Genomic DNA, 16,810 nt, shown 5'->3' with positions numbered 1-16,810 from the left:
GAGGCAAGGGTCTGAGGAGGGAGTTTAGCTGATGAAGGGGTTCAGCTTCATTATCAGAATTAGTGAACAGGCACTCTCAAATTTTGACAATTTTTCGATTATTTCATGCTAATCGGCAAAACTTGAAATTCATCAACGCACAGTTTTTTGCGCAGACGCTGGGAACGGTTAGTCGCCATTGGAACAATCCTCTTAAGTAATAACGGCCGGCACTTTAGCAGTTTAAGCCGACCTTTGCCCGACTCTATGGGACGGGCGGCCATTGGTCTGCAAAAAAACCCGAAATACCCGCTATCGTTCAGCTACAACTGGATCCACCTTGGGGCATAATGCCGACACTTTCGTGACCAATGAGGGATTTTCTTCCATACCCCTCACCTTTTTCACCCTTCTCAGCAGTAGGGTTTTATTCCTTATGATCAACTCTTTTCGTTCAGTACTCTTTGCCGGTTTTCTTCTACCTCTGGCTTTTTCCGTCACCGCCGCGCCGATCAACAACAGCCTGCCGCCAAATGTTCAGCAGGCACTGCAGAAAGCCAAAATACCCAATACTTCGCTGTCGTTGGTGATGCTGCCCCTCACCGGGCCCGGCACGCCGACCGTGTTCAACGCTGATGTTTCGGTTAACCCGGCCTCCACCATGAAGCTGGTCACCACCTACGCAGCCCTGGAAATGCTCGGCCCCAACCACCAGTGGAAGACCGAGTTCTACACCGACGGCACCCTCAGCGGTGGCGTGTTGCGCGGCAACCTCTACCTCAAGGGCGGCGGCGACCCCAAGCTGAATATGGAAAAACTCTGGCTGTTGATGCGCGACCTGCGCGCCAATGGCGTACAGCAAGTCACTGGCGACCTGGTGCTGGACCGCAGTTTCTTCAATCAGCCGCAATTGCCTGAATTCAATGACGACGGCAACGACGAGAACAAGCCGTTCCTGGTCAAGCCGGACGCCCTGCTGGTCAACCTCAAGGCCCTGCGCTTTGTCACCCGCAATGACTCGGGCCGGGTGATCGTCTCGGTCGAGCCGCCGATTGCGAGCATCCGCATCGACAACCAGGTCAAAGTCTCCAACGCCAAGCAATGCACTGGCGATGTGCGCTACAGCCCGGTGACCGCCGCCGATGGCAGCGTGACCGTGACGGTCAGCGGCCAGTTGGGCGATGGGTGCAGCTCGCAGACCTACCTGTCGCTGCTCGACCACGCCACCTACACCGCCGGCGCCGTGCGTGCGATCTGGCAGGAGTTGGGCGGTACCATCCAGGGCCGTGATATCCAGGCACCAGTGCCCAAGGACGCTAAAGTGCTGGCTCGTGCGTTCTCGCCGGACCTGGCGGAAATCATCCGTGACATCAACAAATACAGTAACAACACCATGGCCCAGCAGTTGTTCCTGAGCCTGGGCGCGCAGTTCCGCAACGACGCAGATGGCGACGACGCCAAGGCCGCGCAACGCGTGGTGCGTCAGTGGCTGGCGAAAAAAGGCATCACCGCGCCGCACTTGGTGATGGAGAACGGCTCCGGCCTGTCCCGCGCCGAACGCGTCAGCGCCCGCGAAATGGCGGCCATGCTGCAAGCGGCATGGAAAGGCCCGTACTCGGCGGAATACATCAGTTCGCTGCCGATTGCGGGCACCGACGGCACCATGCGCAAACGCCTGAAAACCACGGCTCTGCGCGGTGAGGCTCACGTCAAGACCGGCACCTTGAACACCGTGCGCGCCATTGCCGGGTTCAGCCGCGACAACAATGGCAACACCTGGGTGGTGGTGGCAATCCTCAACGATTCGAAGCCATGGGGGGCTTCTTCGGTGCTCGATCAGGTGCTGCTGGACCTGTATCGCCAGCCGAAGCTGACAGCCGCAGCGCCCGTCTTGTAACTGATCGTTCCCACGCTCCGCGTGGGAACGCAGCCTGGGACGCTCTGCGTCCCAAAGCGTGACGCCGAGCGTCACAAGAGGCGTTCCCACGCAGAGCGTGGGAACGATCAGGCGCGCAAGCGCTCGGCCTCCACCCGGTCGCGGCCCGCCTGCTTGGCCACATACACCGCCGAGTCCGCGCGCAGCAGCAGCCCGTCAATCCCTTCATCGACCCGCCAACTGGCCACACCGAAACTGGCGGTCACCACGCCCACCACCTCCATCGGTTCGGTGCGCAGCGACTGCCACAACTCCATCGCCAGGCTATAAGCCTGCTCGGCATCGGTATGCGGGCACAGCACCACAAACTCTTCGCCGCCCAAACGACAAAACACATCCGTGCGGCGCAGGCGCCGGCCGATGCGTTTGCACACTTCCTGCAACACCCCATCGCCCACCGCATGCCCGTGCTGGTCATTGATACGTTTGAAGTGATCAATATCGAGCATGATCAACGACAATGTGCCCTTGGTTCGGTTGAGCCGGAGCATCTCGGCCTTGAGGCGATCCTGAAAATAACGGCGGTTATGAATGCCCGTCAGCGAGTCGGTAATCGACAGCGCACGCAGCTCCTCTTCGACCCGCTTCAGATCGGAGATATCCGACACGTAGCCATGCCACAACGTGCCACCACCGGTTAACTCCTCCGGCGTGGCTTCGCCGCGAATCCAGCGCAGGCCGCGTTGCGGCAACACCACCCGGTACTCTTCGCGCCAATGGCTCAACTGCAGCGCTGACAGACGAATCGACAGGCGCACACGCTCCACGTCTTGCGGATGAATGCGTTCGAACACCTTGTCCGCGTCTTGCTGCAGTACGCCCGTGTCGATTTCATAGATATCGCGCATCCCATCGCTGGCATAGATGAAACGCCCCTTCCCCTTGGGTTCGAGGGTGAACTGAAAAATCCCGCCAGGCACGTGGGCACTGAGCTTTTTGAGTAGGCGGTCGCGCGCGGCCAACGCCTCGTAGGCGCGTTTTTGTTCGGTCACATCCATGTAGATCGCCAGGTGCCCGATCCACAGGCCGTAGTCGTCCAGCAATACGGTGGTGAGCATATTCACCGTCAGGTAGCGGCCATCCTCGCGCAGTAATGTCCACTCGCGCGCCTCGTGCAGATTGTCCGGGCTTTCCACCAGCATCGCCTGGCTCGCCGGAATACGCTTGCCCAAGGCCACGCTCAAACTGGCCGCGCGCGCTTCGAGTTCCAGGGCCAGATGCAGGCTTTCCAAGGTCAGCCGCCCCACCACCGCCTCGGATTTGAACCCGAGCATTTTCTCGGCACCGGCATTGAAGGTGTTGATCACACCCCGCAGGTCAGTGGCAATGATCGCAACATGGGTGGCGGCGTTCAGCACGCTGCGCAATTGCCCGTGGGCTGCGCGAAGCTCCTGCTCACGCAGGTGCAACTGCTGCGTGCGTTGTTCCACCAGCTTGAGCGCGCGCTGGCGCTGGCTGACCAACACATACAGCAACGCACTGAGCAGCAGGCTGAGGAGCACGCCCATGGCCAGTATGGTGTGCATCGACGAGTGATTGGCCTGGTCGAACACCTGGCTGGCACGAACGCTCAAGGCATACACATGGTCGCCGAGGGTGAGACGACGCGTGGCAACAAGGCCGCTGTCGCCCACCGCGTTGCTGGACGCGTACAGCACGCGCTGCTGCGTGTCGGAAGTGTCGACGATCTGCATCACCAGGTTGTCGCGGCTGGGCTTGGGCAAACCATCGGCGACCAGTTGGCGCATGCTGATCACTGCCATCACATAACCATGGGGCTCGGTGTCGACGGGTTTGCTCACGGGCGCCACCAACAAGACGCCGGCGGCATAAGCCGGTTCTACGCCCACCAACTGCATGGGCTGGGACACCGCAGGCCGGCCGCTTTTCTGCACCCGCTCAAGCACCGAACGACGCAGTGGCTGGGCCAACAGATCGAACCCCAAGGGCGAACCCAGCAAGCTTTGGGTCTGGCTGTACAGCACCGGCACATACTCGTCGCGCTCGGGCGCCGGCGCCAGTTCACCCGAAGTGTTCAATTCTCTAATGGCGAAAGGTGTACCACGCTGACGCGAGATTTCCTGTTCAAAAGCGTGGCGCTGTTCGCGAAATATACGCGGCGCCCAGGCATAGGCGCGGGCGCGCAGAAGCAAAGGCTTGGCGAAACCATCGAACTCGGCGCGGGACACGTCACTGGAATTGACGAAGAAACGCTGCAGGCTGGCCAGGCGTTGCTCCTGGTCTTCGAACCGCTCCTGAAGGCGGGTGTAGCGCTCATTAACCAATAACTGGAAACGCTGGCGCACTTGCTGTTTGTAGAGGTCGGCGGCCGCCCAGGCGACGATGACCGTCAGCGCTCCACCTGCCAATAACACCACCAATGCCACCAGCCAAGCCGACGCCTGCTCACTGATAAAGCCTAGTATTTTCGGGCGAACGGCTTGCATCGGCATAGGCAACACTCACAACGCCAGCGTGCGGGGGGTGTCACTTTGGCTAGGCGTTAAGTTATAACCATGAGGCCGGTGTTTGACCAGTGCAAAAAAGCCGCAAGCCCGGATTATTCCGGGCTTGCGGCTTTTTGGTGCAGCTTGAGTGTGGCGATCAGCGAGCGGTGATTTTCCAGGCCCGGTGAATCTTCGCGTTACGTGCAAAGTCCGGGTCCAGGGTCTTGTCGCTGATTTCCTCGACCGCATAGCGCTCGCTGAGGTTGTCCTCCAGCACGAACTTGCGGAAGTTGTTCGAGAAGTACAGCACACCGCCCGGGGCCAGGCGCGCCATGGCCAGGTCGAGCAACTGCACGTGGTCACGCTGTACGTCGAAGATGCCTTCCATGCGCTTGGAGTTGGAGAAGGTCGGCGGGTCGATGAAGATCAGGTCGAACTCATCGCGGCTCGCCTCCAGCCAGGCCATCACATCACCTTGCTCCAGGCGGTTCTTGTCAGAGAAACCGTTGAGGGAGAAGTTGCGACGTGCCCAGTCCAGGTAAGTCTTGGACAAGTCGACGCTGGTGGTGCTGCGCGCGCCGCCCTTGGCTGCGTGCACACTCGCGGTGGCGGTGTAGCAATACAGGTTGAGGAAACGCTTGCCGGCCGCTTCCTTCTGGATGCGCATGCGCATCGGGCGATGGTCGAGGAACAGGCCGGTATCCAGATAGTCGGTGAGGTTGACCAGCAGCTTCACGCCGCCTTCGCTGACTTCGGTGAACTTGCCTTGGGCGCTTTGACGTTCGTATTGCTTGGTGCCGCTCTGACGTTCGCGACGCTTGACCACCACGCGGCTTTTGTCGACGTTCAGCGCCTGGGGAATCGCGGCCAGCGCATCGAACATACGCGCAGAGGCTTTTTCCGGGTCGATGGATTTAGGCGCGGCATATTCCTGCACATGCACCCAATCGTGGTACAGGTCGATGGCCATGGAGTATTCCGGCATATCGGCGTCGTACACACGGTAGCAGTCCACACCTTCGCGCTTGGCCCATTTGCCCAACTGCTTGAGGTTCTTTTGCAGGCGGTTGGCGAACATCTGCCCGCCTTCGCTCAGGCGCGCCTGCTCAACCACCGGGGCTGGAGCCGGCTTGATCGGGTTGCCGTTCTTGTTGTACTGGCGCTCGACCGGCTCGGTCGGGGCTTGATCGTAAGCGGCTTGCTCACGCTCGGCCTGACGCTGTTCCGGGGTGCGGCGCTCGCCAGTGACGAACTGGTCCGGGTTGACCTTGATCAGCAGCAACTTGCACGGCAACGCGCCGTTCCAGAACGAATACTGTTTGTGGCTGCGGATGCCCATGCGCTTGCCCAGGTCCGGCGCGCCGGTGAACACCGCCGCTTCCCAGCCCATGCAGGCCTGGCGCAAGCGCTCGCCGAGGTTCTGGTAGAGGTACAACAGGCTGGCTTCGTCACCGAGACGCTCGCCGTAGGGCGGGTTGCAGATCACCAGGCCTTTCTGGTTCTGGTCCGGGCGCGGCTCGAACGTGCCGACTTCGCCCTGGTACACCTTGATCCAGTGGCTTAAGCCTGCGCGTTCGATGTTGTTACGGGCGGGCTGGATCAGACGCGGGTCAGCCTCATAGCCACGCACCCACAATGGCGGCTTGTTCATGCCGATGGCAGCACGCTCGGTGGCCTCGGTGTGCAGCTTCTTCCACAGCGCCGGTACGTGACCGAGCCAGGTGGTGAAGCCCCACAGCTCACGATTGAGGTTGGGCGCCATGTCGGCGGCGATCATTGCGCCTTCCACCAGGAAGGTGCCCACGCCACACATCGGGTCCGTCAGCGCGCCGCCTTCGGCCGCAATACGCGGCCAGCCGGCGCGAATCAGGATCGCGGCTGCGAGGTTTTCCTTCAACGGTGCGGCGCCTTGCTGCAGGCGATAACCGCGCTGGTGCAGGCTGTGACCGGACAGGTCCAGGGAAAGGATGGCTTCGCCACGGTCCAGGCGCAGGTGAATGCGCAGGTCCGGGTTGATCTTGTCGATGGACGGGCGTTCGCCGGTCGGGGTGCGCAGTTTGTCGACAATCGCATCCTTGACCTTCAGCGCGCCGAAGTGGGTGTTGTCGATGCCCGAGCCGTGGCCACTGAATTCAACGGCCAGGGTGCCGTCCGGGACCATGTGGTCGGCCCATTCGATATCCAGCACGCCGTGGTAGAGGTCCTCGGCGTCCTTCATCGGGAAGCGCTTGAGCACCAGCAGCACGCGGTTGGCGAGGCGCGACCAGAGACACAGGCGGTAGGCGGTTTCCATGTCGGCCATGCCGCGCACGGCCGAGGTGTGCTCGCGGGCTTCCTCAAGGCCAAGCCCGACGGCTTCCTCGATCAGCAGGCCTTCGAGGCCCTTGGGGCAGGTGAGGAAGAGTTCAAAACGGTCCGACATGGGGCATTCCAGGCTTTTCAGCAATAAATGAACGGGCGACGCATCGCCGGCTCGGTTTTCAATCAAGCACTTTTCTTGAAGAGTGCTCGCGTGACACGAATGTGTCGTCCCACCCCGGCTGCCGGGCGTTTGAGCCTTAATTGCCGGGGCAGATAAATAAATCATCGCAACAAAAAGAAATATTCCGACCCTTCGTCGAATAATAACCGACTGCAACGGGCGGGCATTCTCACTAAAGGATTAAACCCATCCTCTATGCAGGGCACATCATAGCTGGGTTTGCCTATTAAATGGGGCGAAAAGCCATCCCAGCTTATGGCTATAGCATCGTTATCGTTACGTGCTTATGACAAAACGATCATTGAATCCATGTGACCTATTGGTTAGAACTCAACACAGGTTGGCGCCGTAACGACGCCGACACATAGGCTCGCCACGCCGGCAGCGAGCCCACCAACGGCAGGAAAACCCTGCCCGGCCCCACGCGGGGCCGAAGGATATCTAGACAGTCAACAAGTGAGGGAAACACCCTATGAGAAGACTTAAGCGTGATCCGTTGGAAAGAGCATTTTTACGCGGATATCAATATGGCGTTCATGGTAAATCCCGTGAGCTTTGCCCATTTACTCTACCGTCGGTACGCCAAGCCTGGATCAACGGCTGGCGAGAAGGACGCGGCGACAACTGGGACGGTATGACTGGCACTGCGGGAATCCACAGACTCAACGAACTTCACGCCGTCGGCTGACACGGGGCACTTAATCCGACAACCACCTTGAAGATTTTGTAACGACTTAACCACGCACGTCCTATCCGGGCGGCGGGCTTCGGCCCAGGGGGCTCCTTTTGGAGCCCTTTTTAATGCTCAGGAATTGGCTGATCGTTCCCACGCTCTGCGTGGGAACGCCTCCCAGGACGCTCCGCGTCCAACCTGAGGTCTTGCGCAACGGCGACGCAGAGCGTCACAGGATGCATTCCCACGCAGAGCGTGGGAACGATCTATTGGCTGATCTATCAGCGCAAAGCCGCGATGGCATCCACCGACTCGCGAATCAACGCCGGGCCTTTGTAGATAAAGCCGGAATAGAGTTGCACCAGGCTGGCGCCGGCAGCGATCTTCTCGGCTGCGTGCTTGCCTTCGGTGATGCCGCCCACGGCGATGATCGGCAAGCGCCCCGCCAGTTCAGCGGCCAGTACCTTGACGATATGGGTGCTCTGGTCCCGCACCGGCGCGCCCGACAGGCCGCCCGCTTCGTCACCATGCGCCAGCCCTTCAACGCCGACGCGGCTTAAGGTGGTGTTGGTAGCGATCACCGCATCCATGCCCGAATCCACCAGGGCCTGGGCGACCAGCACGGTTTCTTCATCGCTCATGTCCGGGGCAATCTTGATGGCCAACGGCACGCGCTTGCCATGGCGCACGGCCAGGTCTTCCTGGCGCTGGCGCAAGGCTTCGAGCAATTGCTTGAGGGAATCACCAAACTGCAGGCTGCGCAGGCCCGGCGTGTTGGGCGAACTGACATTGACCGTGACGTAGCTGGCGTGGGCGTAGACCTTGTCCAGGCAGGTCAGGTAATCATCCACGGCGCGCTCGACCGGCGTGTCGAAGTTCTTGCCGATATTGATGCCGAGAATGCCTTTGTACTTCGCGGCTTGAACCCGCGACAGCAAGTTATCAACGCCCAGGTTGTTGAAGCCCATGCGGTTGATGATTGCCTCGGCTTCGGGCAAACGGAAGATACGCGGCTTCGGGTTACCCGGTTGTGGTCGTGGCGTCACGGTGCCGATCTCGACAAAGCCGAAACCCAGTTGCGCAAAACCGTCGATGGCCGCGCCGTTCTTGTCCAGACCCGCAGCCAGCCCGACCGGGTTGGGAAAATCGAGCCCCATCACCGAAACCGGCATTTTTGCCGGTGCCTTGCATACCAGACCATTGAGCCCCAGGCGGCCGCCGGCACCGATCAAGTCCAGGGACAGATCGTGGGAGGTTTCCGGGGAGAGTTTGAACAACAGCTGGCGGGCCAGGGTATACATGGGCGGGCTAGACTCGGATGGCGGCGAAAGGTGGCGCGATTATAGCCGGGGTGGCACGCCGGGTGCGAGGCGTGCCGTCCATTCGTCACTGGCGATGTGCAACCAACGCTTCATACTGCGCCCAGATTTTTTCTGCATAACGCAGGCGCAATGCCTCACGCTCGGGTGCCGGCCCGGCATTATAGGACCCCACGGCTGTCCAGTTGTAACCGAAGCGCTGGATGAAGTCGGCCAGGATCGAAGCCCCCACCTCGATCGATAAACACGGCTCAGTCAGCAACCTTTCCTCGGTAATCCCCTGCTTGGCCAGACGAGGCAAGTGCATGCTGTTGATCTGCATCAGGCCAATGTCTCGCGAACCATCGCTATTACCCGGGTTCATCGCGCCCGCGCGTGCGCCCGACTCCACCACAGCAATGGCTTTCAACAGCTCCGGCTCAATGTCATACCGGCCGGCGACTTCCTCCCAACAACTGGCCCAGGCCGGGTAGCTGCCCATCAGCAGGCACAGCAGCAAGCCTTTGCGCAAACGCTTAATCATGGTTCACCTGGCCACAGGCCGAACAGATGCGAGGCACACACGCCTGCCCGGGCAGCCGTTGGGTGTGTTGCCGAACGGTGACGGCACAGGTAAAGCGATACCCCCTGCCATAGATCGTCTTGATAAAGCCTTTGTCTTCTCTCAAGTGCTTGCGCAATTCATAGATACAACGGGTGAGCGACTCTTCCGCAACCTCGCCACGGGACCAGGCCTGCTCGAGTAAACGGTCCTTGGTCATCAGCACACCACCGGATGCCAACAGCAACCGCAGCACCTGCCACTCCTTGGGTGGCAGCTGAATATCCACACCCTCACCCGTTAACCGGCCATCAACATGCAAGGTCCATCCGGCAAAAAACCACGAGGCTGCCAGTTCTTCATTAGCGAGGGTCATATTCACCTCTGTACCTGATCTACTGACATTGATTACCTTGTTTCCAGAAACGGTCGATACGCCAACCCCGCGACTATAGAAAGTCGGCCCCTGAACAACGTTAGGGAAAAGCCCATGTAATCGAGGCTTTGTGTGCGTATCGCGTAGGACTTTTCGCCATTACCGGCAACAAACACTCAGGAAAGCGTTGATAGGCGTTCAGAAAGTTATTGGATGTCAGAGGCTTCGCGGTTTTCGCGCACAAATGCGCGTTGCACACGCTCATATTGACTTTGCGTCAGCGGCGGCGGCCCGATAGCACCCGCCAGCATCCGCGGCTCTGCACCAACCGCCCGGGCCTGGATCACAAACAGCCGTACCTCGGCGCGCCGACCGGAACCCACGCCGCCCTCACGTTCAAACGCGCCCAGCCACAGTCGCTTGCCCTGAGGCACGCGCACCACCGTGTTGATTCCCACCCGCCCTACTGCCCCGACCGAGCCTGGCTCGAGTTTGCTGTCCAGTTGACGGCCATCCTCAAGGGTCAGCTGCATTTCAATCTGATTCGCTGCCGCAAAGCGTGGTAGCACGCTGGCTTCGGTGCCATACCCAACGGGCTCCCACTTGCCGCTGTCAGCACCAGGCTTGGGCAGGTAAAAAGTATGGTTGTCCTGGAAAACCGCTGGAACATTCTCTTGGGTAAGCAGCACGGGGAACGCGGTGATCCTGGCTTTGCGTCGCCGCTCAAGAACACCGAGCTGTGCCATCAAACGGCTGTCATCCAAGGGCTCCAGCACCCGCGTCACGGAGGCTCCGGTGCCGGTTTCCTGAGCCCAGGCCACGCCCATCTTGTCGAGTTCTCTACGGTCTACATCGATCTGCCACAGCGACACTTCGATTGGTCGCTTGGGCTTGTCCAACTCCGCCACCAGTTCCTCTATCACCTTGACCTGATCAGGCTTGCCCTTGATCAGCAAGCTGTTGGAGTCCGGGTAGGCCATCACCAACAGGCTCTTGTCAGCCAGCAAACCCGGAGGGCGCTGCCTGGCATTCTTCTGCTCGATAGCCAGCAGGTTCTCGATCATCGTGGCCATGCCCGGTACATTGACCTTGTCGTCACCCATGACGTACTGACGGTCTGCCACATGGGTGTTGAACACCTGCACCACACCGAAGGCCTGTTTACCGACACGCACTTCGGTGCGCGGCCTGTCCATCAGTTGGGCCAGGTGCAACACCTGGTTCACATAATTAGGTGGCCCGGACACATAGAACGTGCGCGCGCCGCTCTCTCTGAGCGGATAACGTGATTCATCAAGCCCCGAACGGCGCATGAACCCGCGCAACCTGTCGACCGGAATGTGCCGCAGCGCAACCGCCGAGCTTTTTGCTTCGCTGGCGTCATACAGGTAAAGCACCTGCCCGTCGCTGTACCAGATCAGGCCCTGCTGCTCGGCGACGGTTGCGAGGGTCTGCTGCGCAGCCTCCAGATCGAAGGTGCCGCAAATGCGTTTACGCGCCGCTTCGCGGCTGACAACGACGGGCACCCCCAAAGAATGCGACAACGCACTGAAAAAGGTATGCAGGCTTTCATCCCGGGCTTCGTAGCTTGCGCCCCAGGCGCAGGCATTGGCCCACAGCAATGCAACGCACAGCAGCCAGCGGCATAGCCAGGGAGAGCTCATCGGTGGTAGCTCATCAGGGTCGGTGAATCGATAGGCAACTTGGGTGTTCCTGGCAGTCGGGCGCAAAGAAGCGGCCATACTGAAAGGCACTCGAGTTTCAATCTTGATGGAAAGGTGACGGCAGGCTCCATCCGCCTGCCCGTGGCATGTGCCTTGCTACGGACTCTGCATCAGAGCCCGCGCCAACGTCGGAGCAGGCTTACAGACAAAGGCGTCGTTACCCGGCAATGGCTTGTACTGCCATGCGAAGGAGCGATGCTTTTTTTTTGACAGAAAAGGTAGGTGTTGATGAACGACTCGGTCGGCAACAGCCCGGTGAACACCCCACTGGCGTGGGTCAACGGCAGTGACGCCCCGGAAAAGAGCAGCCTGGACCTGGGTTTCATGGCACTCACCGACTGCGCTTCATTGGTGGTCGCCGCCACCCAGGGGTTTGCCCAACCCTACGGCCTGACGCTGAACCTCAAGCGCCAATCCTCCTGGGCCAGCCTGCGCGACAAACTGGTCAGCGGGGAACTGGACGCCGCCCACAGCCTGTACGGGTTGATCTACGCCGTACACCTGGGCATTGGCGGCGTGGCGCCCACAGACATGGCGGTACTGATGGGGCTCAACCAGAACGGCCAGAGCATCAACCTGTCCCACGGCCTGCAACAGCAGGGCGTGACCACTCCTGAGGCACTCGACCGCCACGTGCACCAAAGCCGAACAAAGCTGACGTTCGCCCAGACATTTCCCACAGGCACCCACGCCATGTGGCTGTATTACTGGCTGGCGAGCCAAGGCCTTCACCCGTTGCAAGATGTAGACAGTGTGGTGGTGCCGCCACCGCAGATGATCGCGCACCTGCAAGCCGGGCGCATCGACGGTTTTTGTGTCGGTGAGCCCTGGTGCGCCAGCGCGGTCAAGCAAAACCAGGGGTTCACCCTGGCCACTACCCAGTCGATCTGGCCAAACCACCCAGAAAAAGTGCTCGGCTGCACCCAGGCGTTCGTCGATCAATACCCAAACACCGCCCGCGTACTGGTTATGGCGATCCTCGAGGCCAGCCGTTTTATCGAACAAAGCCAGGAAAACCGCCGCTCCACCGCACAACTGCTCAGCGCTCGCGAGTACCTCGATGCCCCGCTCGACTGCATCGAACCCCGCTTGCTGGGGGCTTATGACGACGGCCTCGGCAACCAGTGGCAAGACCCGCACGCCCTGCGCTTTTTTGCTGATGGCGAGGTGAACCTGCCGTACCTCTGCGATGGCATGTGGTTCATGACCCAGTTTCGACGTTGGGGCCTGCTGCGCGAAGACCCGGACTACCTGGGCGTGGCTCGCCAGGTGCAGCAACTGGACCTGTATCGCCAGGCCGCGACTGCCGTTGGCGTCCCGGCCAACGCCCAAGACATGCGCAGCAGCCTGTTGATCGACGGCAAGATCTGGGACGGCTCCGACCCCGCCGCCTACGCCCGCAGCTTCCGCCTGCATGCCCTGGCGGACCTTACCAGCCGCCAGGCACTGCGCTGACAGGACCACGACTATGTTACGAATCCTGTTGATCAACGACACCCCGCGCAAGGTCGGGCGCCTCAAAGCCGCTTTGACCGAGGCCGGTTTCGAGGTGATCGATGAGTCGGGCTTGACCATCGATCTACCGGCGCGCGTCGAAACGGTGCGCCCGGACGTGATCCTGATCGATACCGAGTCACCCGGTCGCGATGTGATGGAGCAAGTGGTGCTGGTCAGCCGCGACCAGCCGCGCCCCATCGTGATGTTCACCGATGAGCACGACCCCAATGTGATGCGCCAGGCGATCAAGTCAGGGGTCAGCGCCTACATCGTCGAAGGCATTCAGGCCCAGCGCCTGCAGCCGATTCTCGACGTGGCCATGGCCCGCTTTGAAAGCGACCAGGCCTTGCGCGCCCAGCTCCAGGCCCGTGACCAACAGTTGGCCGAGCGCAAGCGCATCGAGTTGGCCAAGGGCATGCTGATGAAAATGAAGCACTGCAATGAGGAAGAGGCCTACACCCTGATGCGCCGCCAGGCCATGAGCCGCCAGCAGAAATTGATCCAGGTGGCCGAGCAGATCATCGCCATGAGTGAGCTGCTCGGCTGAACTGGCGCAGCTCTTGCTAAGCACTTATTACAGGTAGCCAACGGCGGTTGCCCCTTCTACGACAAAGACGTCGCCCATCCGGTTTGCACTCGCGAACTCGATGGCGGCGTTTTTTTTCGTTTTGGCCCCGGCGATTGGGGCCAACAGGCCTTCTGACAAGACCCCCAACCGTTGAGGTGCGTGATGAAATCAAGCTTCTGGAAATCCGGGCACACCCCGACCCTGTTTGCCGCGTTCCTGTATTTCGACCTGAGCTTCATGGTCTGGTACCTGCTGGGGCCACTGGCGGTGCAGATTGCCGCCGACCTGCACCTGACCACCCAGCAACGCGGCCTGGTGGTGGCCACGCCAATCCTGGCAGGCGCGGTGCTGCGCTTTTTGATGGGCATGCTGGCCGACAAGCTGTCACCCAAGACCGCCGGGCTGATCGGCCAGGTGATTGTGATCGCCGCCCTGTTCGGCGCCTGGAAACTCGGCATCCATAGCTACGAGCAAGCGCTGTTGCTGGGCGTGTTCCTGGGCATGGCCGGTGCATCCTTTGCAGTCGCCCTGCCCTTGGCTTCCCAGTGGTATCCGGCTGAGCACCAAGGCAAGGCCATGGGTATTGCCGGCGCCGGCAACTCCGGCACCGTATTTGCCGCCTTGCTGGCGCCGGTATTGGCCGCCGCATTTGGCTGGAGCAATGTCTTCGGCTTCGCGCTGATCCCGCTGGTGCTGACACTGATCGTGTTCGCGTGGCTCGCGCGCAATGCGCCCGAGCGCCCGAAAGCCAAGTCCATGGCCGACTATTTCAAAGCCTTGGGCGACCGCGACAGCTGGTGGTTCATGTTCTTCTACAGCGTGACGTTCGGCGGCTTTATCGGCCTGGCCAGCGCCCTGCCCGGCTACTTCAACGACCAGTACGGCCTGAGCCCGGTGACCGCCGGCTACTACACCGCCGCCTGTGTGTTTGGCGGCAGCTTGATGCGCCCATTGGGCGGCGCGCTGGCCGACCGCTTCGGTGGGATTCGCACCCTGCTCGGCATGTACGGCGTGGCAGCGATTTGCATCGCCGCCGTGGGTTTCAACCTGCCAAGTTCCTACGCCGCACTGGCGCTTTTCGTCTGCACCATGCTCGGCCTAGGTGCAGGTAATGGCGCGGTGTTCCAACTGGTGCCCCAGCGTTTTCGCCGCGAGATTGGTGTGATGACCGGCCTGATCGGCATGGCGGGCGGCATCGGCGGCTTCGCCCTGGCGGCAGGCATGGGCGCAATCAAACAAAGCACCGGCAGTTATCAGTTGGCCTTGTGGTTGTTTGCCAGCCTGGGCGTGTTGGCCTGGTTCGGCCTGCACGGCGTCAAGCGTCGCTGGAGAACCACGTGGGGCTCGGCCGCCGTGACTGCCGCACGCGTCTGATGAGCCTGCAACTGAGCGTCGCCCAGGCCAGCGCCATCGGCCCGCGGGCAGAAAACCAGGATGCCCTGCGGGTGGTCACGCCCATGCCGGAACTGGCCGCAAGCAAGGGTTACCTGTGCGCCATCGCCGATGGCGTCAGCCAATGCGCCGACGGTGGCCTGGCCGCCCGTTCAACCTTGCAGGCGCTGGCCCTGGACTACTACGCCACGCCGCAAACCTGGGGCGTGGCCCAGGCACTGGAGCGACTGTTACTGGCACAGAACCGCTGGTTGCAAGCCAACGGCGGTGGCCAGCCGCTGCTGACCACCCTCAGCGCCCTGGTATTTCGCGGCCAACGCTTCACCCTGGCGCATGTGGGGGATTGCCGGGTGTATCGCTGGCTGGACGGCGAGTTGCAGCGCATCACGCAAGACCATGTGTGGGAACAACCGGGCATGCAGCATGTGCTCAAGCGCGCCCTCGGCCTGGATCAGCACCTGGTGCTGGACTTTCTCGACGGTGAACTGCGCGAAGGCGAGTGCTTCCTGCTGCTCAGCGATGGCGTGTGGGCCACGTTGGGCGACCACAGCATCAGCGCGATCCTGCGCGAACAAACCAATCTCGATGTGGCGGTGAACACGCTCGTCAGTGCCGCGCACCTGGCCGCCAGCCAGGACAATGCCAGCGCGCTGCTGGTGCGTATCGACCAGCTAGGCGCCGCGACCCTGGGCGATGCGCTGGTGCAGTTGCAGCAATGGCCGCTGCCACCGCCCCTGAAGGCCGGGCAACGCTTTGAAGGCTGGCAGGTTGAAAGCCTGCTGGCGCAAAGCCGACAGTCATTGCTGTACCGCGTGCGCGATGCCCAGCAACACGCTTGGCTGTTGAAAACCTTGCCGCTCAACCGCGACGATGACAACGACGCCGGCCAAGCCTTGCTGTCGGAAGAATGGTTTCTGCGGCGAGTGGCCGGGCGTGCGTTTCCTGAAGTGCATGCGGCCAGTGGGCGTCAGCATTTGTACTACGTGATGCGTGAATATTCGGGGCAGACCCTCGCGCAGCTGTTCCAGCAACAAGGCCCGCTGCCCCTGGCGCAATGGCAGTCCATTGCCGAACGCTTGCTGCGGGCGCTGGGGCTGCTGCATCGACGGCAGATCCTGCACCGTGACATCAAGCCGGAAAACCTGCTGCTGGGCGATGACGGCGAATTACGCGTGCTGGATTTCGGCCTGGCCTACTGCCCGGGGCTTTCCGAGGACCGCGCCCATTTGCTGCCCGGCACCCCAAGTTTTATCGCGCCCGAAGCCTTCAGTGGCGAACGTCCTACGCCGCAACAGGATTTATACAGTGTCGGTGTCACGCTCTATTACCTGCTGACCGGGCATTACCCCTACGGAGAAATCGAAGCCTTCCAGCGGCCACGTTTCACCCAGCCCGTCAGCGCCAGTCGTTACCGCCCCGATTTACCGGACTGGTTGCCGTTGAGCCTGGAACGCGCTGTGGCCGCACAGCCCGCAGAACGTTATGAAACCGCCGAGGAATGGTTGCTGGTGCTGGAACAGGCCGACCGCCGTGAATTGAGCGTACGACCCAAACCGTTGCTGGAGCGCGAGCCGCTCAAGGTCTGGCAAACCCTGGCGACCGTCTCGCTGCTGGTCAATCTGGTGCTGCTGTACTGGCTGCTGCACCACTAGGGGGCGAATTCCCACGCAATATCGATGGGAATCCCAATAAAACGGGCGTCCGGCGACTTGGCACAACCGCTGCATTAGCTTCATCAACAACTCACATATAGCCGCCCCTTCAACGTCGAAGGGTCGAGCTTCCCGAGAGAACGGGACCGGACAAAGGTGTCCTCGCCAGGTAACTGGTGGGGGCGCCTTTTTTTGTTTGCGCACGATTTGTCGAGCCATTGCGG

General features: G+C 61.0%; 12 protein-coding genes. 6 read left to right on the top strand and 6 right to left on the bottom strand.

Going from position 1 to position 16,810, the window contains the following annotated elements:
* Window positions 1-415 precede the first annotated feature (415 nt).
* Window positions 416-1,876 carry a D-alanyl-D-alanine carboxypeptidase/D-alanyl-D-alanine endopeptidase gene (dacB, locus tag ACQY47_RS22415; RefSeq protein WP_017134775.1) on the top strand — a complete coding sequence of 487 codons (1,461 nt, stop codon included), beginning with the start codon at window positions 416-418 and terminating at the stop codon, window positions 1,874-1,876.
* Between the two features lie 107 nt (window positions 1,877-1,983).
* Here the strand turns inward: dacB and ACQY47_RS22410 are convergent, their stop codons facing one another.
* Both ACQY47_RS22410 and rlmKL read right to left on the bottom strand, forming a co-directional pair.
* Window positions 1,984-4,368, bottom strand: a complete 2,385-nt coding sequence (locus ACQY47_RS22410) for a sensor domain-containing diguanylate cyclase (RefSeq protein WP_428551947.1) — start codon at window positions 4,366-4,368, stop codon at window positions 1,984-1,986.
* Window positions 4,369-4,519: 151 nt separating this feature from the next.
* Entirely contained in the window at window positions 4,520-6,784 is a 2,265-nt protein-coding gene (rlmKL, locus tag ACQY47_RS22405) for a bifunctional 23S rRNA (guanine(2069)-N(7))-methyltransferase RlmK/23S rRNA (guanine(2445)-N(2))-methyltransferase RlmL (protein WP_017134773.1), read from the bottom strand.
* Between the two features lie 532 nt (window positions 6,785-7,316).
* Between rlmKL and rmf the strand changes: the two genes are divergently transcribed.
* On the top strand, window positions 7,317-7,532 hold the full coding sequence (gene rmf, locus ACQY47_RS22400; RefSeq protein ID WP_002553055.1) for a ribosome modulation factor: 216 nt from the start codon (window positions 7,317-7,319) through the stop codon (window positions 7,530-7,532).
* A gap of 266 nt (window positions 7,533-7,798) precedes the next feature.
* On the opposite strand, the gene ACQY47_RS22395 is transcribed toward rmf, so the two are convergent.
* The 4 genes from ACQY47_RS22395 to sctC form a co-directional block, all read right to left on the bottom strand.
* Window positions 7,799-8,818 (bottom strand): quinone-dependent dihydroorotate dehydrogenase, encoded by a 1,020-nt coding sequence (locus tag ACQY47_RS22395; RefSeq protein ID WP_017134772.1) that lies wholly within the window; start codon window positions 8,816-8,818, stop codon window positions 7,799-7,801.
* Between the two features lie 85 nt (window positions 8,819-8,903).
* Window positions 8,904-9,359: a transglycosylase SLT domain-containing protein gene (locus tag ACQY47_RS22390; RefSeq protein ID WP_099548806.1), complete on the bottom strand. Its 456-nt coding sequence runs from the start codon at window positions 9,357-9,359 to the stop codon at window positions 8,904-8,906.
* On the bottom strand, window positions 9,352-9,753 hold the full coding sequence (locus tag ACQY47_RS22385) for a winged helix-turn-helix domain-containing protein (RefSeq protein ID WP_017134770.1): 402 nt from the start codon (window positions 9,751-9,753) through the stop codon (window positions 9,352-9,354). The genes ACQY47_RS22390 and ACQY47_RS22385 overlap by 8 nt, the downstream gene beginning before the upstream one ends.
* A gap of 206 nt (window positions 9,754-9,959) precedes the next feature.
* Window positions 9,960-11,417, bottom strand: coding sequence for a type III secretion system outer membrane ring subunit SctC (gene sctC, locus ACQY47_RS22380; protein WP_428551941.1), 1,458 nt, complete (start codon window positions 11,415-11,417; stop codon window positions 9,960-9,962).
* A gap of 288 nt (window positions 11,418-11,705) precedes the next feature.
* On the opposite strand from sctC, the gene ACQY47_RS22375 reads away from it, so the two are divergent.
* From ACQY47_RS22375 to ACQY47_RS22360, 4 genes are all read left to right on the top strand, one after another.
* Window positions 11,706-12,932: a CmpA/NrtA family ABC transporter substrate-binding protein gene (locus tag ACQY47_RS22375; RefSeq protein WP_428551938.1), complete on the top strand. Its 1,227-nt coding sequence runs from the start codon at window positions 11,706-11,708 to the stop codon at window positions 12,930-12,932.
* Window positions 12,933-12,945: 13 nt separating this feature from the next.
* On the top strand, window positions 12,946-13,521 hold the full coding sequence (locus ACQY47_RS22370; RefSeq protein WP_053257467.1) for an ANTAR domain-containing response regulator: 576 nt from the start codon (window positions 12,946-12,948) through the stop codon (window positions 13,519-13,521).
* A gap of 183 nt (window positions 13,522-13,704) precedes the next feature.
* Window positions 13,705-14,916 carry a nitrate/nitrite transporter gene (locus ACQY47_RS22365; RefSeq protein ID WP_058422064.1) on the top strand — a complete coding sequence of 404 codons (1,212 nt, stop codon included), beginning with the start codon at window positions 13,705-13,707 and terminating at the stop codon, window positions 14,914-14,916.
* On the top strand, window positions 14,916-16,586 hold the full coding sequence (locus ACQY47_RS22360) for a protein kinase domain-containing protein (protein ID WP_428557374.1): 1,671 nt from the start codon (window positions 14,916-14,918) through the stop codon (window positions 16,584-16,586). Before ACQY47_RS22365 ends, ACQY47_RS22360 begins: the two co-directional genes overlap by 1 nt.
* Window positions 16,587-16,810: the final 224 nt, after the last annotated feature.

It is taken from the genome of Pseudomonas edaphica, from assembly GCF_965277385.1.
GTDB classification, from domain to species: domain Bacteria; phylum Pseudomonadota; class Gammaproteobacteria; order Pseudomonadales; family Pseudomonadaceae; genus Aquipseudomonas; species Aquipseudomonas edaphica.
This window is presented reverse-complemented; position numbering and strand designations above follow the sequence as displayed.

What these genes read in the sequence shown, in the direction of transcription:
- ACQY47_RS22360 (WP_428557374.1), top strand. Translation starts at nt 14,916, where the DNA reads ATGAGCCTGCAACTGAGCGTCGCCCAGGCCAGCGCCATCGGCCCGCGG.
- ACQY47_RS22385 (WP_017134770.1), bottom strand. Translation starts at nt 9,753, where the DNA reads ATGACCCTCGCTAATGAAGAACTGGCAGCCTCGTGGTTTTTTGCCGGA.
- rlmKL (WP_017134773.1), bottom strand. Translation starts at nt 6,784, where the DNA reads ATGTCGGACCGTTTTGAACTCTTCCTCACCTGCCCCAAGGGCCTCGAA.
- ACQY47_RS22375 (WP_428551938.1), top strand. Translation starts at nt 11,706, where the DNA reads ATGAACGACTCGGTCGGCAACAGCCCGGTGAACACCCCACTGGCGTGG.
- rmf (WP_002553055.1), top strand. Translation starts at nt 7,317, where the DNA reads ATGAGAAGACTTAAGCGTGATCCGTTGGAAAGAGCATTTTTACGCGGA.
- ACQY47_RS22395 (WP_017134772.1), bottom strand. Translation starts at nt 8,818, where the DNA reads ATGTATACCCTGGCCCGCCAGCTGTTGTTCAAACTCTCCCCGGAAACC.
- ACQY47_RS22370 (WP_053257467.1), top strand. Translation starts at nt 12,946, where the DNA reads ATGTTACGAATCCTGTTGATCAACGACACCCCGCGCAAGGTCGGGCGC.
- ACQY47_RS22390 (WP_099548806.1), bottom strand. Translation starts at nt 9,359, where the DNA reads ATGATTAAGCGTTTGCGCAAAGGCTTGCTGCTGTGCCTGCTGATGGGC.
- sctC (WP_428551941.1), bottom strand. Translation starts at nt 11,417, where the DNA reads ATGAGCTCTCCCTGGCTATGCCGCTGGCTGCTGTGCGTTGCATTGCTG.
- ACQY47_RS22410 (WP_428551947.1), bottom strand. Translation starts at nt 4,368, where the DNA reads ATGCCGATGCAAGCCGTTCGCCCGAAAATACTAGGCTTTATCAGTGAG.
- ACQY47_RS22365 (WP_058422064.1), top strand. Translation starts at nt 13,705, where the DNA reads ATGAAATCAAGCTTCTGGAAATCCGGGCACACCCCGACCCTGTTTGCC.
- dacB (WP_017134775.1), top strand. Translation starts at nt 416, where the DNA reads ATGATCAACTCTTTTCGTTCAGTACTCTTTGCCGGTTTTCTTCTACCT.